Source organism: Variovorax sp. V116, assembly GCF_041154435.1.
GTDB lineage: Bacteria > Pseudomonadota > Gammaproteobacteria > Burkholderiales > Burkholderiaceae_C > Variovorax > Variovorax paradoxus.
Genome location: NZ_AP028661.1, coordinates 2034592 through 2054184 on the forward strand (window position 1 = coordinate 2034592; position 19593 = coordinate 2054184).

Genomic DNA, 19593 nt, shown 5'->3' on the forward strand with positions numbered 1-19593 from the left:
AGAATGAACGCCGCGGAATTCACGCTCGAAGCCCTCGAAACGCCCGCACTCACCAAGGCGCACCTGGCCGACCTGCTGTTCGAGCAGATCGGCCTCAACAAGCGCGAATCCAAGGACATGGTCGAGGCGTTTTTCGACCTCATCGCCAACAGCCTGATCGAGGGCACCGACGTCAAGATCTCGGGCTTCGGCAACTTCCAGATCCGCGTGAAGGCACCGCGGCCGGGCCGCAACCCGCGCACCGGCGAGGCCATTCCCATCGGCGAGCGCCGCGTCGCCACCTTCCATGCGAGCGCCAAGCTCAAGGAACAAATCCACGGAAGCATCGAGCAGAGCGGCACTTCCGAGGTCGAGTGGAGCCTGGGCGCCGAATAAGTGCTTGGTGCCCGGCGCGTGCGTAGAGTAATCTCTAAGGTTTCCCGCGCACGGTCTTGATTTCAATGGAGAAAACGCTCCCGCCCATTCCCGTCAAACGCTACTTCACCATTGGTGAGGTGGGCGAGCTTTGCGGCGTCAAGCCGCACGTGCTGCGCTATTGGGAGCAGGAGTTCACGCAACTGCGGCCCATGAAGCGGCGCGGCAACCGGCGCTACTACCAGCATCACGAGGTGCTCATGATCCGCCGCATCCGCGACCTGCTCTACGACCAGGGCTTCACCATCAGCGGCGCGCGCAACAAACTGCAAGAACTCGTGCAGGGCGAACGCGACCGGCGCAAGGCCGGCGTGGTGCCGCTCGAGGGCATGGAGGCCGTCGAGATCGACCAGGAAGAATTCGATGCGGCCATCCACCAGGAAGAAGACAAGACCGGCCCCGAGGCCGAGCCCAAGGCCGCGCCTCGCACGGTCGATCCGTCGCAGTTGCTGCACCTGCGCCGCGAGCTTTTTGAAATTCGTGAGCTGCTGACCGTCGGACGGTGATTTCAGCCGGCTATAATTGAGAGCTTCGGTGTGTGGCGCAGCCTGGTAGCGCACTTGCATGGGGTGCAAGGGGTCGAAGGTTCGAATCCTTTCACACCGACCAATATTGACAGGGGTTAGCAGCGTTGAAGTTGCTAACCCCTTCGTCATTTTTCCGCGTCCGCCTGCTTGCCGCCTACTGCCTGATGCGGTGGATCCGCGCAGCTAGAGTGGCGTTGGCCGATCGGCTAATGCCACCTCATGCCGAAGTCTGTGGCCCGCTACTCTGTTGTGGCGACCCATCGGTCCCCGGGGCCCAATCCCTCGACGCGCATGCGGCCGACCGTTTGCAGGTGAGACAGCCACCCTCGAGAGCTGCTCGCTGCAGCCTATGCGCGTACATCGGGGCGCGGCGGACGCATTGGAAACTACAGTCCTCTGAACAACTCCTCGACGCGGATTCCCAAAGCGCCTGCCAGGGTCTCGATCACCGCGAGGGAGGGGTTTCGCACGCCGCGTTCCATTCCACTGACGTAGGTACGGTCAAGGCCGCAGTGAGCCGCGAATTCTTCTTGCGAAAGATCGCGTTCTTTGCGGAGCTCCCGCAGACGTTTCCCGAATCGAACGGACAGTGAAATCACGGCCGCGATTGGGCTTCTTTGTAGACCAATTGACCACGGACTTATCGTCACATATCATGTAGACTAATCATCACTTTTGGACGATTCGAGGGCTGAATCCATGCCGCAGACAGTCGCCAATTTCCCTCTGAATGCGCGGACGAGTTGTCCTGCCCGCCGGGTGCGTTGGCTATCGTGAGGAAGATAGCTCCAGCCTCGCCATTCCCAACGGCAGGGAAGCCGCACGTCCCGGTCGCGCTGTCGCGCCCGCGCCGCCGTCCTTCCGTTCCTCCGCGGAGCGAGTCCACGGCGCAATTGGGGCTTCAGATAAAAGCGCTTCGGATGGCCGCCGGGATCTCCGGCAACGAGCTGGCCCACCGTTGCGGCGTCTCCGGTTCGCTGCTTTCCCGCGTCGAGCGTGGTCTCGTGTCTCCTTCCGTGGAGACACTCAACCGCATCGCTGTCGGCCTGAACGTTCCGCTGTCGCGATTCTTCTGCGACCACGCACGCCGTACGGACTGGTCATTCGTGCCGGCCGGTCGCGGAATCGTCGTCGGCCGTATTGGCGCGGTGAAGGACTACCGCTATGAGTTGCTTGGCCATTTGCTGTCGGGCAACTTGTTCGTTGAGCCCTATCTGGTGACGCTCCTGCCGCAGGCTGAGCCCTATAGCAGTTTTCAGCACCCGGGGATCAAGTTCCTGTACGTGATCTCGGGACGCGCGCAGTACAGGTACGGCGGCAAGATCGTGAACGTCGGGCAGGGCGACTCGCTTCTTTTCGAGGCCAGCGTGCCTCATGGTGTGGAAGCGATCCTTGAAACGCCGCTCTCATACCTCTCGGTCGTATTCACATTGCGTGGCTGAACCTGCTGAGCCAATTTCCCTGACCGTCAACTGATAGGGCGCATGCAATGCGCGCGCCGATAGGCTTCGCCGCCGACCGTCATCTCGTCTGGTTTCGCACGTGGGATGCGATGGGCCGGCCGAGTCGACGTAGTCGATGCTGCCGCCCCAGAAAATGGGGGGCGACGCGCCGGCAGACCGGACGCAGGTGGACGCCCAGCTCGCGGAAATGGAAGCCAGTGGGACTATGACCACGGCCGAGTTGCAGACCGTGCAGGATGACAACGCGGCCGAGCGGCGTGCCGCAGTTGACCGTCGCCAGGAACTCACCGCGCGGGCGGCAGAACTAGATATCACTCTGGAACGCTTCGCCAAGCTGCAGGCGGTCTACAGCTCCGATTTGGACCGGGAGCATTCCATAAGCCAGTGCTCATGCGGGCTGCAAGGCATCTTCGATCGGTTTCACACGCGTCGGGAATCATCCTCCGGACGCTCTTTTTCATTGGGGAAGTTGGCGAATCGCGACCAGGGGCATGCACTGAAATCCGGCGACTGCCGGCGCCAGGTGGGGGGGACAAAGCCTCCTGTCCGCCTGACCGCAAGCAGGTAGGCTGGTTGCCAAGGCCAACGCCGGTGTTGTCAGCGCAGCGTGATGCCCGCCGTCTGGATGGTCTTCGCGTAGCGCAATCGTTCGGCCGACAGCGTGCGCGCCATGTCGGAAGGCGTGCCGCCTGCGACCTTGAAGCCCATGTCCTCCAGCTTCGCCTGGGTTTCCGGCGCGGAGATCACGGCCTGGATGTCGCGGTTGATCTTTGCCACCACTGCGGCGGGCGTGCCGGCCGGTGCGAAGTAGCCCTGCCAGCTCTCCACGGCAAAGCCGGGCAGGCCGGCTTCACTCATGGTCGGCACGTCGGGCAGGGCGCTCGAGCGGTAGCCGGTGGTCACGGCCAGCGCGCGCAGCTTGCCGGCGCGCACATGGTCGGTCACCGCGGCCAGCGTGATCAGGGTGGCGTCCACATGCCCCGCGAGCACGTCGAGGGTCGCGGGGCCGCCGCCGGAGTAGGGGATGTAGTTCACCTGCGCGCCGGTGTCCTGCGCGATCATTTCGTGCGCCACGTGCGCGATGCCGCCGTTGCCCGGCAGGCCGAGGCTGATCGACTGCGGCTGCGCCTTGGCGCGGGCCAGGTAGCTGCGGAAGTCGTTGATGCCGGTCTTCGGGTTGACCACGAGGATCTGCGGATTGACCACCGCCTTGATCACCGGCGTGAAGGCCTTCTGTCCGTCGTAGGGCAGGCGCTCGAAAAGAATGGCGTTGAGCGTCAGGCCCTCGCCCTGCTGCAGCAGCGTGTGGCCGTCGGCCGTGGCCTTGGCCACGCGCGCGGCGCCGATGGTGCCGCTGGCGCCCGCGACGTTCTCGACCACCACGTTCTGGCCCCAGCGTTCGGTCAGGCGTTCGGCGATGAGGCGCGTGAGCTTGTCGGCGCTGCCGCCTGCGGCCACGGGCACCACGATGTGTACCGGTTTCGAAGGGAATCCGGCCGCCTCGTCGGCGGCGGCGGCGGTGAACGGGTGAAGAAGGGCTGCAAATGCGAGCGCGCTCAGCAGCATGGCGCGACGTGGGACGCGGGGTAGGAAGAATATTTGCATCAGGTGGCGCAATCTAGAGGCGCGCCCGGCGCCGGCCAACGAAGCAATCCGGATATGCGTAGAAGAAAAACTTCGTTGGGAGCGCGCGGCCTGCTGCGTAGGCTGTCCGCAGCCCTGTTGTCTTCTCTTGCCTGAAAGCCGCCCCCCATGAGCCTGAGCGAACTGTCTGTCGAAACCGCGGGAAACGATGTTGCCAGTGAACGCGCGCGCGCCGTCGAAGCCTTCCTCGCGCAGGTCCGAAGCCTGCTGCTTCCCGGCGCAGCCGCCTCCCACGACACGCTGCAGCCCGTGGCCGATGCGCTGGTCCGGCTGGGGCAGCGCCGCGCACTGTTTCCGGCCGCTCACTTCCCGGTCGATGCCGAGCACCCCGCGCAGGTCTACCGGCTGGCCGAGGACACCGACGGCGGCTTCGCGCTGTACCTGTCGGCCGGCGTGGCAGGCAAGGCCCAGCCGCCGCACGACCACACGACCTGGGCGGTGATCGCCGGCGTGGAGGGCAGCGAACGCAACGAGCTCTATCGCCGCGAGAAGACGGGCGATCCCGCACGCGATGCGCTGGTACACCAGCGCACCGTCGACGTCGCTGCCGGAAGCGTCGTCGTGCTGCTGCCCGACGATGTGCACACCATCGAGCTGGTCGGCGGCCAGGACGGGCGCCACCTGCACTTCTACGGCCGCGCGCTCGAGCTGCTCGACAAGCGCGTGGTGTTCGAAGGCGCGGCGGGCGGCAGCTATCGCCAATTCGCGGCGCCGAAGAACATCCGCCATCCGGCGATCACGCCGCAGGCACTGAAGGCCGCGCTGGCCGATGGCGAGGAGATCGCGCTGCTCGACGTGCGCGAGGCCGGCGTCTTCGTGCGCAGCCACATCCTGCTTGCGGCCTCGGCGCCGCTGTGGCGGCTGGAAGTGCTGATCGACCGCCTCGTGCCGCGCCGCAGCACCCGCATCGTGCTGGCCGATGCCGACGAATCGCTCGCGCACCAGGCCGCCGCCAAGCTCGTGCGCCTGGGCTGGCGCAACGTGTCGGTGCTGGCCGGCGGCACGCAAGGGTGGGCCGCCGCGGGCTATGAACTCTTCAGCGGCAGCAACGTGCCGAGCAAGGCCTTCGGCGAAGTCATCGAGCACCGGAAGCACACGCCGTGGATCTCGGTCGACGAACTGCACGAGCGCGTGGAGCGCGGCGACGACATCGTGGTGGTCGACAGCCGCACGCCCGAGGAGTTTGCCGACTTCAGCCTGCCGTTCGCCCACAGCCTGCCGGGTGCCGAGCTGGTCTACCGCATCCAGGCGCTCGCGCCCCGGCCCGAGACGCTGGTGGTGGTCAACTGCGCCGGCCGCACGCGCAGCATCGTGGGCGCGCAGACGCTCATCGACGCGGGCATTCCCAACCCGGTGGTCTCGCTCAAGGACGGCACCATGGCCTGGCTGCTGGCGGGCCGCAAGCTCAGCCATGGCCGCGCGGCGCCGCTGCCCGAGCCGGACGCGCACGCGCGGCAGCAGGCCCGCGCCCGAGCCGAGAGCGTGGCGGCGCGCGCAGGCGTGCGCCGCATCGACACAGCCACCTTGGCGCGCTTCGAAGCCGAGGCCGGCGAGCGCTCGCTCTACCGCTTCGACGTGCGCACGCGCCAGGAATACGAGGCCGGCCATCTCGAAGGCTGGCGCTGGGCGCCCGGCGGCCAGCTGGTGCAGGCCACCGACGAATACGTGGGCACCCGCGGCGCACGCATCGTGCTGGCCGACTGGGACGGCGTGCGCGCGCTGACCACCGGCGCATGGCTCGCGCAATTGGGCGGCCACGAGGTGTTCGTGCTTTCACCGCCGGCCTTGCCGGTGCTGGTGCTCGGCCCCGAAGCCGTGCGCGTGCTGCAGCTGCGCACGGGCACACCGCAGATCGCGCCGCGCGAAGCCGCTGCCGCGCTCGAGGCCGGCACGGCGGTGGTGTTCGACGTGGAGCGCCGCTCGGCCTACGAGCGCCGGCATGTCGCAGGCGCGCGCTTCGCGGTACCCGACCGGCTGCAGGAGTTCATCGCCGACCTGCCTGCATCGCAGCAAATCGTGCTCACCTCGTCGGACGGCGTGCTCGCGCGCATCGTGGCCGCGGAGTTGGGTGCGCGCATCGGCCGCGAGGTCCACGCGCTCGCGGGCGGCACGCAGGCCTGGGCCGCCGCGCGGCTGCCCACGGGCAGCGGGCCCGAGGGCGTGCTGACGGGCGACGACGACCATGGGCACAGCCCCTACGCACACGCCGACCTTGCCAGGCGCGACGCCGGCTTCAAGCAGTACCTGGATTGGGAGGTGGGCCTGGTGGCGCAGCTCGAGCGCGAGGGCGACGTGGGCATCCGCCTTGTCGAGCCGGCCTCGGCCTGAACGGGGCCGGGCAGCGCTTACTGGTTCCCGACGATGGCGAACAATTCGGCTCGGGTGGCCGGGTCGGTCATGTACTTGGTATAGAGCGGCGACATCTTCCGGATGTAGGGAGAAAAGTCCTGCACGTTGGCAAACTGGACGCCGTCCTTGGCTACCGCGGCACGCGCCGCGATGCTTCGTTTCTCCCACAGCTCGCGCATCAGGACCGCCGATTTTTTACCGGCCTTCTGGAACACGGTGCGCTCCTCGGCGCTGAGCCGGTTCCACAGCTTGCTGGAGACAACCAGTGCCTCGGGAGAAATCATGTGGCTGTCCAGCAGCATGTACTTGGCCACCTTGTAGTGCCCGGTGGCTTCGTACGAGGCCATGTTGCCTTCGGCGCAGTCGATCGTTCCCTTCTGGAATCCATCGAGCACTTCCTTGTAGGGCACGACCACCGGGGTGGCACCCAGCAGCTTGACCATCTCGATGTACACCTCCGATTGCTGCACCCGGATTCTTTGCCCCACCAGATCCTCGCGCTTCGTCACCGGCTTGTTGGCGCAGTAGAACGAACGCGCACCGCCGTCGTACCAGCCCAGCACCACGTAGCCCGAAGCCTTCAGCGTCTCCGCCAGGCGCGTGCCCATCTCGCCATCCAGATACCGGAACATGTGCGCAGAGTCGTGGAACAGGAACGGGAGATTGAATGCCTTGAGCCCCGGCGCGGCCTCGGACAGCGGCGCCGAATTGAACTCGGCCACGTCGATCTCGCCGGCCTTGAGCATGGCGACGGCCTTGCCCTGGTCGCCCAGCACGGCGTTGGAGAAAAGCTCGATCTTGTATTTGCCCTTGGTTGCCGCGTCCACTTCCTGGATGAAGCTTTTCATGGCCTCCGTGACCGGGTAGCCGTCGGGGTGGGTGTTCCAGGCGCGCAATGGTGTTTGAGCTTCGGCAGCAAGGTTTCCCAAGCAGAGGATGGTCAATGCAAAACTCCAGGATCCAGCGCGCATGAATACTTTCGCTAACAAATATGTTGCGCAGAATAACAGCGGGAGGCCTGGAAAACCTGAACATCCAGTCAGGTTGAAACTACTTTTTGCCTGTGTTCAAAGTGCCGGCGCAGCGTCAGCGAAGGCTTGCGCCAGGTCGGCGATCAGGTCCCGCGGATCCTCGAGCCCGATGTGCAGCCGCACCACGGGCGCATCGCCGGTCCACTGCCTGTGCTCGCGCAGCCTTTCGGGCTGGGCGGCCAACGCCAGGCTTTCGTAGCCGCCCCACGAGGCACCGATGCCGAACAGTCTGAGCGCATCGACGAAGGCATTGGCAGCGGCCGGCGTGGCATGGCGGAATTCGAAGGAGACCAGGCCGCTCGCGCCGTTGAAATCGCGCTTCCACAGTGCATGGCCGGGGTCGGTGGGCAGCGCCGGGTAGAAGACGCGCGACACCTGCGGCTGCTGCTGCAGGAACTCGGCCACGGCGGTGGCATTGCGCTGGTGCTGTGCCAGCCGAACCGGCAGCGTGCGCAGGCCGCGCAGGGCGAGGTAGGCATCGTCGGCGCCGATGGTGAGGCCGAGCGCCTCGTAGGCGGTCGAGAGTTTGGCGGCCAGCGCAGGACTGTCGACCACCACGATGCCCTGCATCAGGTCGGAATGGCCAGAGATGTACTTGGTGGCCGCCTGGATCGAGATGTTGGCGCCCAGCGCCAGCGGCTGATGGAACCAGCCGCCGCTCCAGGTGTTGTCGGTGGCCACGGTCACGCCGCGGTCGCGTGCGACGGCGCTCAGCGCGGGCACGTCCAGCACCTCGTAGAGCAGCGAGCTCGGCGACTCGAGGTACAGCAGGCGCGTGTTCGGCCGCAGCCGGCTGGCGAGGTCGTCGTGCGTGGGCGAGAAATACTCGACCGTGATGCCCAGGCGCTGCAGCAGCGTGCTGTCGACCCGGCGCAGCGGTGCATACACGCCATCGGCCACCAGCGCGTGGTCGCCGGGCGAAAGCAGTGCGAGCAGCACCAGCGTGATCGCCGACAGCCCCGAGGGCGTGAGGAAGGCGCGGTGCCCGCCCTCGAGGCCGACCACCGCGTCTTCGAGCGCGCGGTGGGTGTCCAGGCCATGGCGGCCATAGGAGGCCACGCGTTCGCCCGCCGTGCGGCGGTGGTGATGGTCGGCCTGGGCGGCCGTGTTCTCGAAGCGCACGGTGCTGGTTCGCACCACGGGCACGTTGACCGGCCCCGCGCCGTCGCGCAGCGCGGGGGCGCCCGCATGCAGCAGCCGGGTGGCGGAATGCAGGCGCTTTCGGGGAGGTGCCGCGGTCATGCCACCGCCTTGCCCGGCTTGAGCTGCGTGGCGTTGTAGTTGACGATCGCGCCAGTCTCCAGGTTCACGCCGATGCGCTGCGAGAGCGTTTCGAGCGGACGGCCATACAGGTGGAAGTGCAGCGTGGGCTCGTTGCCGATCACGTGGATGCTGTGCAGGTCGTCGGGCAGGAAGGCGATCGGCGTGCCGGGCTGAACCGTCACTTCGCGGTCGAGCTCCAGCCGGGCCACGGCCGGGTCGCGGCCATCGTCGGTGCGGCGGTAGATGCGGTTCTCCTCCTGCCCTTCGACGGCCACGATGGCCGCCCAGGTCGTGTGGTTGTGCGGGATCGAGGTCTTGCCCGGGTTGATGGAGTTCAGGTAGAGCGCGATGTCGTCGTCGCCGTCCTCGGGGTTCAGGCGGTAGCGCGTGGAGGCGCCCACGCCTTCCGTGGCGGCCGGCGGCGGAAAGTCGGTGCGGGTGAAAAGCTCGGTCTGCTGCGCGAGCTTTTCGAGGCGCGCCGTGATGCGCGCAAGAACGGTGCGGTCGAAGGGCTGCGTGCTCGCGATGCCGCGGATATCGGTCAGTGCCTGGTCGACGGCGACGCGGCGCCGGGCGGCCAATGCAGTGCCGGAGAGGCTGTGGGTGGTGGTCATGGCTTGAGGGCAGTGGTGGGTTCAGAGCGCAAAGCGCAGCCGCTCGAAGGGCAGCGCTTCAGGAAGGGGAGCGGGCCGTGCAGGCGCCGTGCGCGCGCCTTCGCCGAGCGCGCGGCGCAGGAAGGCGCGGGTGCGCTCGCTTTCGGGCTGGCCGAAGATGCGCGGCGCAGGACCGTGCTCGACGATGACCCCGGCCTCGGTGAAATACACCTGGTCGCTGATCTCCTCGGCAAAGCGCATCTCGTGCGTCACCAGCACGCAGGTCAGGCCTTCCTGCACCAGGTCGCGGATCACGGTCAGCACCTCGCCGACGGTCTCGGGGTCGAGGGCCGAGGTCACCTCGTCGAACAGCATCAGCTCGGGCCGCATCGCCAGTGCCCGCGCAATGGCAACGCGCTGCTGCTGCCCGCCGGAAAGCTCACCGGGATAGGCGGCCTCCTTGTGCGACAGCCTCACCTTGTCGAGCAGCGCACGCGCTTCGCGCTGTGCCGCGGCGCGGTCGCGGCCCGCCACGCGCGTGGGCGCGATCACCAGGTTTTCCAGCACGGTGAGGTGCGGGAACAGGTTGTACTGCTGGAACACGAAGCCCACGCGCTTGCGCAGCGCGATCAGCTCGGCCTCGGAGCGCAGCGCGTCCACCTGCGTGTCGCCCACGCGGATCGCGCCGCGCTGCGGCCGCAGCAGGCCGGTGATGCAGCGCAGGATGGTCGACTTGCCCGATCCCGAGGGGCCGATGATGGACACGGCCTCGCCGCGCCGCACCTCCAGGTCGATGCCCTTGAGCACCTCGTTGGCGCCGAAGCGCAGGTGCACATCGCCGAGCGTTACGAGCGGGGCTTCTTGCGCAGCAGACGTGGAGCCGGTTGTATCAGTGGCGGTCATGGCGACGCTCCAGCGCGCGGGTGGCGCGCGCGATCGGATAGCAGCAGGCGAAGAACAAGCCCAGCAGCGTGAAATAGACAAGGATGGTGAAGTCGGTGCGCGCCACCGTGTTGCTCGCGATCTGTGCCGTGTCGACCACGTCGTGCACGCCCACCAGCGAGGCCAGCGCCGTGCTCATGGTGATGCTGGCATAGAGGTTCATCCACGGCGGCAGCATGCGGCGCAGGCACTGCGGCAGCACGATCAGGCGAAAGATCTCGCTGCGCCTGAAGGCCAGCGATTGCGCGGCCTCCCACTGCGCGCTCGGGATCGACTGGATCGCACCGCGGAAAATCTCCGCCACGTTCGCGCTGGCCGGCAGTGCCAGGCCCAGCACCACCTTGATCCAGTCGGGGAAAGGGAGAGTCCACGACACCAGGTGCAGCTCGAACGGGAACACATAGGTCGTGAAATAGACCAGCACCAGCACGGGCGCATTGCGAAAGACCTGCACATACCAGCGCGCGGCGACGCGCAGCACCCGCAGCGGCGAGAGCGACACGGCCCCGACCAGCAGCCCGGCCAGCGTGCCCAGCGCCATCGCGAGCACGCTGATCTCGATGTTCGCCAGAAGGCCGCGCAGCAGTGCGGGCAGCCATGTCCAGAGATGGACGAAGGCCGTGGGCGTGGTGCCGGTGGCGGCCCAGAAAGCCACGAGCGCCAAGGCGGCCCACGCGGCCAGGGCCCACGGCCTGCGCCACGCGGGCGTACCGGCGTCCGCGGCGATGGCAGGGGCGCTGCCTTGAGGAAGCGCGATCTCACTGGCCATAGCCGGGCATCCTCAGTCGTTCCTCGAGCCAGCGGCCCGCCAGGCTCACGAGCCAGGTCAAGAGGCCGAAGAAGACCAGGATCAGCAACAGCAGTTCGAGCACGTTGTCGCGCTGCGTCCAGATCATGATCGATTCATAGGTCACGTCGCCCACCGCAATGGCCGAGGCCACCGCGGTCATCTTGACCAGGTCGACCAGGTTGTTCACCAGCGAGGGCAGTGCGAAGCGCAGCGCAAGCGGCAGCTCCACGCGCCACAGCAGCTGGCGCTGCGAGAAGCCGAGCGAACGCGCCGCCTCCAGCGTGACGCGCGGCACGGCCTCGATGCCCGCGCGCAGCGCCTCGGCATGGAACACGCCCTTGTGCAGCGACACCACGATCACCACCCACACGAAGGGCGTGAGCGGATTGCCGCCGGGCAGCTTCACGTGCTGCGTGATCAGCATGTTGAGCACGAGGAACGCGCAGTACAGCTGCACCAGCGTGGGCGTGTTGCGCGTGAGCTCGACGAAGGCGCGCGCCGGCTGCACCAGCCAGGCACGGCCCGACGTCAGCGCCGATGCGATCAGCACGCCGGCCGCAAGGCTTGCGGGAATGGTCAGCAGGCAGAGCTGCAGCGTGACGCCGAGTCCGCGCAGGAAGGCGCTGCGCTCGCCCAGGTCGAGCACGAAGGCGTAGTTCAGCCCCACCGTCTTGAGGGCGGCCACGGCCTGCGCGAGCAGTGCTTCGCTCATCCGACGCTCATCAGGGCGCCTTGAACCTGGCCTGCAGTTCGGTCAGCAGCGGCTGCGGCGGCTCGATGCCGTTGCGCTTTTCGGTGGCAATCAGCCAGCCGCTGCGGTGCCATTGCTGCACGACCTTGTCGACGGCGGCGATGGTGTCGGCCTCGCCCTTGCGGGTCCACACCACCGAGGGCGCGGGCAATATCTCGTCGCGGATCGGCGCCGCGTAGGCGGCCCATTCGGCGTTGTTGCGCAGGAGCGGCTGGATCAGCGTGGCGTCGTGCACGGCCGCCACGCAGTTGCCGCCGCGCAGCGCGAGCAGCGATTCCGCAGAGGTCTTGAAGCCGCGCACCTGCGCGCCGTATTGTTCCTGCAGCGGCTTCACGTAGCTGCTGCCCTGGGAGGCGCAGACCACCTTGCCGCGCAGGTCTTCCCACTTGGCGATGCCGCTGGTCTTGAGTACCGCGGCGGTGCCGCCCACGCGGTAGAAGGGCGTGGGCGCATGGCCCAGGATTTCGCCGCGGTCGGCGTTGTATTCCATCGAGGCGATCAGCAGGTCGACCTTGCCCGACTGCAGGAACTGCACGCGGTTCGAAGGCTGCACCTGCACCAGCTCGGCCTCGGCGCCGAGCTGCTTTGCAAGATCACGCGCCAGGTCGGGGTTCCAGCCCACCAACTGCTGCGTGGCCGGATCGATCGAGCCGAAGGGACCGCCGCCCACCACCACACCGATGGCCACCTTGCCGCGCTGCTTGATGCGATCGAGCGTGGCGTCGGCGTGCGCCGCAGCTGCGCCCAGGCCCAGAACCGCGGCCAGTGCGATGGCCATGCGGGAAGAGAAGAGGGGGGTGGGTCGGAGGCGGGAGGTCATCGAATGGGAAGAGCGAAGGAATCGGGCGGAGAGAGAGCCGGCGATCTTGCGAGGCCGCGTCCGCCGCCGCAACGAATGCCTTCGACTATCGATATGCGTTTTTTCGTGCGAAGACGGATCGGGCCGTTAGACCATTTGGTTGTTTGGAATCGACTTTTCGGTTGTTTGAACTTCATCGCCCCGCTCCTAGAGTGATGGCCATCGCCACCAAGCCGGATGGCGAATGAAGAAGCAACGCACAGGAGCCCAAGCGCATGTCAGTGGAAGTTGAAGAAGACCTCGCCCTCTTGCCACCCTCCCTGGAGGAAGCGCGCATTCGTGCGGCCGATGCGGGATGGCCCTATGCCGGCGGCGTGACGCCGCCCGTCGCGTGGGCGCTGGTGCAGGGCGGCCGGGCCGTGCTGGTGGATGTGCGCTCGGGCGAAGAGCGCAAGTTCGTGGGCCATGTGCCCGAGAGCCTGCACGTGGCCTGGGCGACCGGCACGGCGCTCACGCGCAATCCGCGCTTCGTGCGCGAGCTCGAGGCCAGGCTGGCGAAGCACGGCGGCAAGGACGCGGTGGCGCTGCTGCTGTGCCGCAGCGGCAAGCGCTCGGCACTCGCGGCGGAAGCGGCCGCCAAGGCCGGCTTCACGCACGTGTTCAACGTGCTCGAAGGCTTCGAGGGCGAGATCGACGCACGCCAGCACCGCGGCGCCTCGGACGGCTGGCGCTTCCACGGCCTGCCGTGGGTGCAGGATTGACGGCAGCGTTCCAGCATTCCTTTCCAGGGAGAACAACCACATGGCTCATTTCGAGGTGGGCGGCATCGTGCGCGCGCTGCATGGCGTGCGCGACGAATGGCGCGATTCACAGCGGCGCTCGCGCGAGCCCGGCGCACGCGAGTTTCCGTCGCGCGATGCGCTCGCGCAGATCATCGAATCGCTCAAGGGCGCGCTGTTTCCGATGCGGCTCGGCCCGCCCGACCTGCGCCACGAGAGCGAAGACTTCTACGTCGGCCACTCGCTCGATTCCGCTTTGCAGGCCCTGCTGACACAAGCACGCCTCGAGCTCGAATTCAACGCCCGCCACGAGCCGCGTTCTCCGGGCGAGATCGACGATGCTGCGACCGATGCGGTGCGCCGTTTCGCGGGTGCACTGCCGCAGCTGCGCCGCCTGCTCGACACCGACGTGCTCGCGGCCTACCAGGGCGACCCGGCCGCGCGCAGCGTGGACGAGGTGCTGCTGTGCTACCCCGGCGTGCTCGCGATGATCCACCACCGGCTGGCGCACGAGCTCTACAAGCTTGAATTGCCGCTGCTGGCGCGCATCGTGGCCGAGCTCGCGCATGCGCAGACCGGCATCGACATCCACCCCGGCGCGCAGATCGATGCGGGCTTCTTCATCGATCACGGCACGGGCGTCGTCATCGGCGAGACGGCGGTCATCGGCAAGCGCGTGCGCCTGTACCAGGCCGTGACGCTGGGGGCCAAGCGCTTTCCGACCGATGCCGAGGGCAACCTGCAGAAGGGCCTGCCGCGCCACCCGGTGGTGGAGGACGACGTGGTGATCTATGCCGGCGCCACCATCCTCGGGCGCGTGACGCTGGGCAAGGGCGCGGTCATCGGCGGCAATGTGTGGATCACGGACGATGTGCCCGCGGGCGCGAGCGTCACGCAGGCCAGCCTGCAGAACGCGCCGCAGGGAGCGGGCGCATGAAGGATTTCGTCGAAGACTTCGGCGTGACCATCCGCCAGCTGCGCGAAGGCAAGGGCTGGTCGCAGGAGGCGCTGGCCGAGCGCGCCGACCTGAACCGCTCCTATGTCGGCGAGGTGGAGCGCGGACGCGTCATCCCGTCGATCGTCACGGCGCACAAGCTGGCCGCGGCGCTGGACATCAACATGGTGGGCCTGCTGCTGCGCTGCGAGCAGCTGGAGCAATCGCGTCTTGTGCGCAGGATCAACTTGGCGGCTATAGCCTGTTGAGGGAAAACCCCAGGCCGCCTGACACTTGCGGCCACCTTCCCAATACGGAGCCTTGATTCATGAGCGCAACAGTCGGTGGTATCACCGCCCTTGGCGACAACGCCGCCCGCCAGCTGGCCAACGCCACCAAGACAGTCCCGCAGCTGGAGACCATCAGCCCGCGCTGGCTGACGCACCTCCTGCAATGGGTGCCGGTGGAGGCGGGCATCTACCGCGTCAACAAGGTCAGGAACCCCGAATCGATCAAGGTCACCTGCACCTCGCGCGAAGAAGAGAACCAGCTGCCGCGCACCTTCGTCGACTACGAGGAGAACCCGCGCGAGCACTACCTCAATGCCGTGAGCACCGTGCTCGACGTGCACACGCGCATCTCCGACCTCTACAGCAGTCCGCACGACCAGATCAAGGAGCAGTTGCGCCTCACGATCGAAACGATCAAGGAGAACCAGGAGAGCGAGCTCATCAACAACCCCGACTACGGCCTGCTGGCCCAGGTGAGCGAAGAGCAGCGCATCTTCCCGCTGACCGGCGCGCCCACGCCCGACGATCTCGACGAGCTGCTGACCAAGGTGTGGAAGGAGCCCGCCTTCTTCCTCACGCACCCGCTGGCCATTGCCGCCTTCGGCCGCGAGGCCACGCGCCGCGGCACGCCGCCGCCGACGGTGAGCCTGTTCGGTTCGCAGTTCATCACCTGGCGCGGCATTCCGCTGATTCCGTCGAACAAGGTGCCCGTGGCCGACGGCAAGAGCAAGATCCTGCTGCTGCGCGTGGGCGACAAGCGCCAGGGCGTGGTGGGGCTGTTCCAGCCGGGGCTGTCGGGCGAGCAGGGGCCGGGCCTGTCGGTGCGGTTCATGGGCATCAACAACCATGCGATCGCGTCGTACCTGATCTCGCTGTACTGCTCGCTGGCGGTGCTGACCACCGACGCGCTGGCCGTGCTCGACGACGTCGAGATCGGCAAGTACCACGACTATCCCGACACCTACAAGTAAGCCGCGGTGAGCAGCACACCCTCGATTCCAGGCGAGGCGCCGTTCGATCCGGCCGTTCTCGCACGCATGGCGAGCGCCATGTTCTCCGCACCGCCGGGCGCGCAGTTTCCTGCCAACATCGCGCCCCCGGGGTCGCCGCTGGCGAGCCCCGCGGGCTTCGGGCCCAGCGTGCCCGGCACGCCGATTCCGCAGGGGCAGATTCCGGGCGCCAACCTGCTGCCGGCATCGCCCACGCAGCTGCCTTCGCTCGCGAATCGCGCGCCGGCGCTGGCGCCGCACGCGGTGGCGGGCAATGGCGTGCCCGACACGGTGCTGTCGGTGGCGCCGGCCTTCGAGCCGCGTTCGGGCGGCGTGGTGCAGGGCGTGCCGCAGCAAATCGGTGCGCCCGTGGCGCCGCAGGCCGCGGCCTCGCCGTTCTACTTCTTGAGCGACGGTTACGGCCATCCATCCGGTGGCACGATCCCCGCCATCTCGCCCCCTGGGCAGGTCTTGCCCCCTCTCCCGCTTGCGGGAGAGGGCTGGGGTGAGGGCGGGAGCGTTCAACCACTTGCTGGCGTTCCATCGCCGCAGCCCCTCACCCCCACCCTCTCCCCGGAGGGGCGAGGGAGCCAATCCCGGATGCAAGGGAGTGAGAAGCCGCAGTTCTACTTCGTCGACGCGGTGCGCCTGCCCAATGGCTTCGTCACGCCGGCCAAGCCCGATCCGCGCGGGCCCGATGCGGTGCCGCTCGCGGGCAGCGGCCGGCATCCGCCGTTCGACATCCATGCCGTACGGCGCGACTTCCCGATCCTGCAGGAGCGCGTGAACGGCCGGCAGCTCGTGTGGTTCGACAACGCAGCCACCACGCACAAGCCGCAATCGGTCATCGACCGCATCGCGTACTTCTACGAACACGAGAACTCCAACATCCACCGCGCGGCGCATGAACTGGCCGCGCGCGCCACCGATGCCTACGAAGGCGCACGCGAGCGCGTGCGAAAGTTCATCAACGCACCCGGGGTCGAAGAAGTGATCTTCGTGCGCGGCACCACCGAGGCCATCAACCTCGTGGCCAAGAGCTGGGGCGGGCAGCATGTGGGCGAGGGCGACGAGATCATCGTCTCCAATCTCGAGCACCACGCCAACATCGTGCCGTGGCAGCAGCTCGCCGCCGCCAAGGGCGCGAAGCTGCGCGTGATCCCGGTGGACGATTCGGGCCAGGTGCTGCTCGATGAATACCGCAAGCTGCTGAACGACCGCACGAAGATCGTCGCCGTCACGCAGGTCTCGAACGCGCTGGGCACCGTGGTGCCGGTGAAGGAGATCGTCGAGCTGGCGCACCGCGCGGGCGCCAAGGCGCTGGTCGACGGCGCGCAATCGGTCTCGCACATGCGGGTCGATGTGCAGGACATCGGCGCCGACTTCTTCGTGTTCTCCGGCCACAAGGTGTTCGGCCCGACCGGCATCGGCGTGGTGTGGGGCAGGCGCGAAGTGCTCGAGGACATGCCGCCCTGGCAGGGCGGCGGCAACATGATTGCCGACGTCACTTTCGAGAAGACCGTGTTCCAGCCGATCCCGAACAAGTTCGAGGCCGGCACCGGCAACATTGCCGATGCCGTGGGGCTGGGCGCGGCCATCGACTACGTGAACAAGGTAGGCATCGAGAACATCGCGCGCTACGAGCACGACCTGCTCGTGTACGGCATGGCGCAGCTCGGCGCGATTCCGGGTGTGCGGCTGATCGGCACGGCGGCCGACAAGGCCAGCGTGATGTCCTTCGTGCTCGACGGCTACACCACCGAGGAGGTGGGCCATGCGCTCAACGACGAAGGCATTGCCGTGCGCACGGGCCACCATTGCGCACAGCCGATCCTGCGTCGCTTCGGCGTCGAGACCACCGTGCGGCCGTCGCTGGCCTTCTACAACACCTTCGACGAGATCGACCGGCTGGTGTCGGTGGTGCGGCGGTTGGCAGGGCAGCGGCGCGGCTGAACGCCGGGGTGCCGGGCCGGCTCGGCGGCTTCGTGCACCGGGCGCATATCGATCCCTGCTTTTCTTCGTTGTGCACGCAGGCGGCCGTTGATACGGTCGCCTTCTTTGCATTGCGAGGCAACCAACCATGGGCGCGACAGATTTCGAGCGGCAGCTTCTTTCGGGGAGCGACGGCTCCGACAGGCATCAGGCCGATGTCCTGGTGATCGGCGGCGGCCCGGCGGGCGCATGGGCCGCGGTGAGCGCGGCCGCGCAGGGCGCGCGCGTGCTGCTGGCCGACAAGGGCTTCTGCGGCACCTCGGGCGCCACCGCGCCCTCGGGCACCGGCCTGTGGCATGTGCCACCGGACGGCTCGGCGCGCGAAGAGGCCAAGGCCAGCCGGCTTGCCATGGGCGGCCATCTCGCCGAGCATGCCTGGATGGACCGGGTGCTCGAGCAGACCTGGGCCAACGTCGAGCGGCTCAAGGACTGGGGCTATCCGTTCCCCGCCGACGACCAGGGCGCGCTGCGCTGCACTTCGCTGCAAGGGCCCGAATACATGCGGCTGATGCGCAAGCGGGTGAAGGAAGCGGGCGCGCGCATCCTCGACCACAGCCCGGCGCTGGAATTGCTGGTGGACGAGCACGGCACTGTCTGCGGCGCCACCGGCGTGAACCGCCAAAGCGGCAGCACCTGGGTGGTGCGTGCCGGCGCGGTCGTCATCGCCACCGGCGGTTGTGCCTTCCTGAGCCGGGCGCTCGGCTGCAATGTGCTCACCGGCGACGGCCAGCTGATGGCGGCCGAGGTCGGCGCGGCGCTGTCGGGCATGGAGTTCTCGAACGCCTACGGACTGGGGCCGGCCTTCTCGTCGGTCACCAAGTCGCTGTTCTACAACTGGGCGACTTTCTACACGGCCGACGGCACGGCCATCGAAGGTGCGGGCTCCTCCAAAGGGCGCGGCGTCATCGCGCAGACGCTGCAATCGCAACCGGTGTTCGCCTGCCTCGACCGCGCCGACGCGCAGATCCGCGCATGGATGCGCACGGCGCAGCCCAACTTCTTCGTCTCCTTCGACCGCCAGGGCATCGATCCGTTCACGCAGCACTTTCCGGTGACGCTGCGGCTCGAAGGCACGGTGCGCGGCACGGGCGGCCTGCACCTGGTGGACGACAGCTGCGCCACCTCCGTGCCCGGCCTCTACGCCGCGGGGGATGCGGCAACGCGCGAGCTGATCTGCGGCGGCTTCACGGGCGGCGGCAGCCACAACGCGGCCTGGGCCCTGTCCTCCGGCTTCTGGGCCGGCGCAGGCGCGGCGGCCTTCGGACGCGACGCGCGCGCCGTGGGTTCCAGCCGCACGGCCTTGCGCGCCGGCGGCGTGGCGCTTTCCACGCGCGGCGCCGCGGCCTTCGACAGCCAGGAAGTGATTCGCGCCGTCCAGGCGGAAGTCTTCCCTTACGAGCGCAACTGGTTCCGCGAAGGCGATGCGCTGCGCGATTCACTCGCACGGCTCGATGCCCTCTGGACCCGCCTGCGCACCAGCGCGCCGGCTGCCACGGCGACAGAGGCTGTTCGCGCACGCGAAGCCGCCGCCATGCTGGCCACCTCGCGCTGGATGTATCGCAGCGCCTTGCAGCGCACCGAAACGCGCGGCATGCACCGCCGGCGCGAACACGGTGCGGCCGACCCGGCGCAGCGCCACCGGCTGCTCAGCGGCGGGCTCGACGAGGTCTGGGTGCAGCGCCATGCCGTGCAGGACGAGGTGGCCGCATGATCGAAGTCATCAGCGCCGAGCGCTGCACCGGCTGCAACATCTGCGTGAACGCCTGCCCGACCAACGTGTTCGAGGCGGTGCCGGGCGGCCCGCCGCGCATCGCCCGGCAGGACGACTGCCAGACCTGCTTCATGTGCGAGCTGTACTGCCCCGAGGATGCGCTCTACGTCGCGCCCATTGCCGACCGCAGTGCCACCGCCGAGGAGCGCGATGCCGCGGCCGCGGCCCTGATGGGCAGCTACCGCAGTGCCATCGGCTGGGGCCGCGGCCGGCAGTCGACCGCTTCGGCCGATGCGAGCTTCGAGCTCCTGCGGCGGGCGCACTGAGCCCTT

The 19593-nt window shown here is 67.9% G+C and carries 21 protein-coding genes and 1 tRNA gene; 13 read left to right on the plus strand and 9 right to left on the minus strand.

The features are described from left to right. The first annotated feature begins 3 nt into the window (after window positions 1-3). The 3 genes from ACAM58_RS09610 to ACAM58_RS09620 all read left to right on the plus strand — a co-directional run bounded on the left by ACAM58_RS09610 (window position 4) and on the right by ACAM58_RS09620 (window position 1023). Window positions 4-375 (plus strand): integration host factor subunit alpha, encoded by a 372-nt coding sequence (locus ACAM58_RS09610; protein ID WP_012747012.1) that lies wholly within the window; start codon window positions 4-6, stop codon window positions 373-375. 65 nt (window positions 376-440) lie between these two features. Then, window positions 441-920 carry a MerR family transcriptional regulator gene (locus ACAM58_RS09615; RefSeq protein ID WP_018902978.1) on the plus strand — a complete coding sequence of 160 codons (480 nt, stop codon included), beginning with the start codon at window positions 441-443 and terminating at the stop codon, window positions 918-920. 26 nt (window positions 921-946) lie between these two features. Beyond that, a tRNA-Pro gene (locus ACAM58_RS09620) sits at window positions 947-1023 on the plus strand. Between the two features lie 304 nt (window positions 1024-1327). On the opposite strand, the gene ACAM58_RS09625 is transcribed toward ACAM58_RS09620, so the two are convergent. Beyond that, complete coding sequence (locus tag ACAM58_RS09625) at window positions 1328-1591, minus strand: helix-turn-helix domain-containing protein (RefSeq protein ID WP_369664358.1); 264 nt, start codon at window positions 1589-1591, stop codon at window positions 1328-1330. Window positions 1592-1834: 243 nt separating this feature from the next. Here ACAM58_RS09625 and ACAM58_RS09630 point away from each other — a divergent pair, with 243 nt between their 5' ends. Together ACAM58_RS09630 and ACAM58_RS09635 are read left to right on the plus strand one after the other, a co-directional pair. Continuing rightward, on the plus strand, window positions 1835-2383 hold the full coding sequence (locus ACAM58_RS09630; RefSeq protein ID WP_012747015.1) for an XRE family transcriptional regulator: 549 nt from the start codon (window positions 1835-1837) through the stop codon (window positions 2381-2383). A 187-nt stretch (window positions 2384-2570) separates the two neighbouring features. Further along, on the plus strand, window positions 2571-2972 hold the full coding sequence (locus tag ACAM58_RS09635; RefSeq protein WP_150106756.1) for a hypothetical protein: 402 nt from the start codon (window positions 2571-2573) through the stop codon (window positions 2970-2972). A gap of 29 nt (window positions 2973-3001) precedes the next feature. Here the strand turns inward: ACAM58_RS09635 and ACAM58_RS09640 are convergent, their stop codons facing one another. Then, the gene (locus ACAM58_RS09640) at window positions 3002-3970 is read right to left on the minus strand and encodes a tripartite tricarboxylate transporter substrate binding protein (RefSeq protein ID WP_012747017.1); all 969 of its coding nucleotides are present in this window, start codon (window positions 3968-3970) and stop codon (window positions 3002-3004) included. Window positions 3971-4156: 186 nt separating this feature from the next. Between ACAM58_RS09640 and ACAM58_RS09645 the strand changes: the two genes are divergently transcribed. Further along, window positions 4157-6376, plus strand: coding sequence for a rhodanese-like domain-containing protein (locus ACAM58_RS09645; RefSeq protein ID WP_369664359.1), 2220 nt, complete (start codon window positions 4157-4159; stop codon window positions 6374-6376). Window positions 6377-6393: 17 nt separating this feature from the next. Here the strand turns inward: ACAM58_RS09645 and ACAM58_RS09650 are convergent, their stop codons facing one another. The 7 genes from ACAM58_RS09650 to ACAM58_RS09680 all read right to left on the minus strand — a co-directional run bounded on the left by ACAM58_RS09650 (window position 6394) and on the right by ACAM58_RS09680 (window position 12545). Further along, on the minus strand, window positions 6394-7341 hold the full coding sequence (locus tag ACAM58_RS09650; RefSeq protein ID WP_018902975.1) for a TRAP transporter substrate-binding protein: 948 nt from the start codon (window positions 7339-7341) through the stop codon (window positions 6394-6396). Between the two features lie 123 nt (window positions 7342-7464). Next, the gene (metC, locus tag ACAM58_RS09655) at window positions 7465-8670 is read right to left on the minus strand and encodes a cystathionine beta-lyase (RefSeq protein ID WP_369664360.1); all 1206 of its coding nucleotides are present in this window, start codon (window positions 8668-8670) and stop codon (window positions 7465-7467) included. Then, window positions 8667-9305 carry a cysteine dioxygenase gene (locus ACAM58_RS09660; RefSeq protein ID WP_369664361.1) on the minus strand — a complete coding sequence of 213 codons (639 nt, stop codon included), beginning with the start codon at window positions 9303-9305 and terminating at the stop codon, window positions 8667-8669. Before ACAM58_RS09660 ends, metC begins: the two co-directional genes overlap by 4 nt. A 21-nt stretch (window positions 9306-9326) precedes the next feature. Next, window positions 9327-10187: an amino acid ABC transporter ATP-binding protein gene (locus tag ACAM58_RS09665; protein ID WP_012747022.1), complete on the minus strand. Its 861-nt coding sequence runs from the start codon at window positions 10185-10187 to the stop codon at window positions 9327-9329. After that, a complete protein-coding gene (locus ACAM58_RS09670) occupies window positions 10174-10995 on the minus strand; it encodes an amino acid ABC transporter permease (RefSeq protein ID WP_369664362.1) in 822 nt (273 codons plus the stop codon). Before ACAM58_RS09670 ends, ACAM58_RS09665 begins: the two co-directional genes overlap by 14 nt. Continuing rightward, entirely contained in the window at window positions 10985-11728 is a 744-nt protein-coding gene (locus ACAM58_RS09675; RefSeq protein WP_369664363.1) for an amino acid ABC transporter permease, read from the minus strand. The genes ACAM58_RS09670 and ACAM58_RS09675 overlap by 11 nt, the downstream gene beginning before the upstream one ends. A gap of 10 nt (window positions 11729-11738) precedes the next feature. Then, entirely contained in the window at window positions 11739-12545 is an 807-nt protein-coding gene (locus tag ACAM58_RS09680; protein WP_012747024.1) for a transporter substrate-binding domain-containing protein, read from the minus strand. Between the two features lie 296 nt (window positions 12546-12841). Here ACAM58_RS09680 and ACAM58_RS09685 point away from each other — a divergent pair, with 296 nt between their 5' ends. The 7 genes from ACAM58_RS09685 (at window position 12842) to ACAM58_RS09715 (ending at window position 19587) form a co-directional block, all read left to right on the plus strand. Next, window positions 12842-13327: a rhodanese-like domain-containing protein gene (locus ACAM58_RS09685; protein WP_369664364.1), complete on the plus strand. Its 486-nt coding sequence runs from the start codon at window positions 12842-12844 to the stop codon at window positions 13325-13327. Between the two features lie 40 nt (window positions 13328-13367). Further along, on the plus strand, window positions 13368-14282 hold the full coding sequence (gene epsC, locus ACAM58_RS09690) for a serine O-acetyltransferase EpsC (RefSeq protein WP_369664365.1): 915 nt from the start codon (window positions 13368-13370) through the stop codon (window positions 14280-14282). Then, complete coding sequence (locus tag ACAM58_RS09695) at window positions 14279-14548, plus strand: helix-turn-helix domain-containing protein (protein ID WP_012747027.1); 270 nt, start codon at window positions 14279-14281, stop codon at window positions 14546-14548. The genes epsC and ACAM58_RS09695 overlap by 4 nt, the downstream gene beginning before the upstream one ends. Before the next feature lie 59 nt (window positions 14549-14607). Further along, complete coding sequence (locus ACAM58_RS09700; RefSeq protein WP_018902966.1) at window positions 14608-15540, plus strand: family 2A encapsulin nanocompartment shell protein; 933 nt, start codon at window positions 14608-14610, stop codon at window positions 15538-15540. 6 nt (window positions 15541-15546) lie between these two features. Continuing rightward, window positions 15547-17511, plus strand: coding sequence for a family 2A encapsulin nanocompartment cargo protein cysteine desulfurase (locus ACAM58_RS09705; RefSeq protein WP_369664366.1), 1965 nt, complete (start codon window positions 15547-15549; stop codon window positions 17509-17511). A 127-nt stretch (window positions 17512-17638) separates the two neighbouring features. After that, window positions 17639-19261, plus strand: a complete 1623-nt coding sequence (locus tag ACAM58_RS09710; protein WP_369664367.1) for an FAD-dependent oxidoreductase — start codon at window positions 17639-17641, stop codon at window positions 19259-19261. Beyond that, window positions 19258-19587 carry a ferredoxin family protein gene (locus tag ACAM58_RS09715; protein WP_027729420.1) on the plus strand — a complete coding sequence of 110 codons (330 nt, stop codon included), beginning with the start codon at window positions 19258-19260 and terminating at the stop codon, window positions 19585-19587. The genes ACAM58_RS09710 and ACAM58_RS09715 overlap by 4 nt, the downstream gene beginning before the upstream one ends. Window positions 19588-19593 lie beyond the last annotated feature (6 nt).

Excerpts from the sequence above, each read along its gene's own strand:
- ACAM58_RS09660 (WP_369664361.1), bottom strand. The coding sequence starts at position 9,305 with ATGACCACCACCCACAGCCTCTCCGGCACTGCATTGGCCGCCCGGCGC.
- ACAM58_RS09610 (WP_012747012.1), top strand. The coding sequence starts at position 4 with ATGAACGCCGCGGAATTCACGCTCGAAGCCCTCGAAACGCCCGCACTC.
- ACAM58_RS09680 (WP_012747024.1), bottom strand. The coding sequence starts at position 12,545 with ATGGCCATCGCACTGGCCGCGGTTCTGGGCCTGGGCGCAGCTGCGGCG.
- ACAM58_RS09615 (WP_018902978.1), top strand. The coding sequence starts at position 441 with ATGGAGAAAACGCTCCCGCCCATTCCCGTCAAACGCTACTTCACCATT.
- ACAM58_RS09645 (WP_369664359.1), top strand. The coding sequence starts at position 4,157 with ATGAGCCTGAGCGAACTGTCTGTCGAAACCGCGGGAAACGATGTTGCC.
- ACAM58_RS09695 (WP_012747027.1), top strand. The coding sequence starts at position 14,279 with ATGAAGGATTTCGTCGAAGACTTCGGCGTGACCATCCGCCAGCTGCGC.
- ACAM58_RS09675 (WP_369664363.1), bottom strand. The coding sequence starts at position 11,728 with ATGAGCGAAGCACTGCTCGCGCAGGCCGTGGCCGCCCTCAAGACGGTG.
- ACAM58_RS09685 (WP_369664364.1), top strand. The coding sequence starts at position 12,842 with ATGTCAGTGGAAGTTGAAGAAGACCTCGCCCTCTTGCCACCCTCCCTG.
- metC (WP_369664360.1), bottom strand. The coding sequence starts at position 8,670 with ATGACCGCGGCACCTCCCCGAAAGCGCCTGCATTCCGCCACCCGGCTG.
- epsC (WP_369664365.1), top strand. The coding sequence starts at position 13,368 with ATGGCTCATTTCGAGGTGGGCGGCATCGTGCGCGCGCTGCATGGCGTG.
- ACAM58_RS09700 (WP_018902966.1), top strand. The coding sequence starts at position 14,608 with ATGAGCGCAACAGTCGGTGGTATCACCGCCCTTGGCGACAACGCCGCC.
- ACAM58_RS09715 (WP_027729420.1), top strand. The coding sequence starts at position 19,258 with ATGATCGAAGTCATCAGCGCCGAGCGCTGCACCGGCTGCAACATCTGC.
- ACAM58_RS09640 (WP_012747017.1), bottom strand. The coding sequence starts at position 3,970 with ATGCTGCTGAGCGCGCTCGCATTTGCAGCCCTTCTTCACCCGTTCACC.
- ACAM58_RS09710 (WP_369664367.1), top strand. The coding sequence starts at position 17,639 with ATGGGCGCGACAGATTTCGAGCGGCAGCTTCTTTCGGGGAGCGACGGC.
- ACAM58_RS09665 (WP_012747022.1), bottom strand. The coding sequence starts at position 10,187 with ATGACCGCCACTGATACAACCGGCTCCACGTCTGCTGCGCAAGAAGCC.
- ACAM58_RS09670 (WP_369664362.1), bottom strand. The coding sequence starts at position 10,995 with ATGGCCAGTGAGATCGCGCTTCCTCAAGGCAGCGCCCCTGCCATCGCC.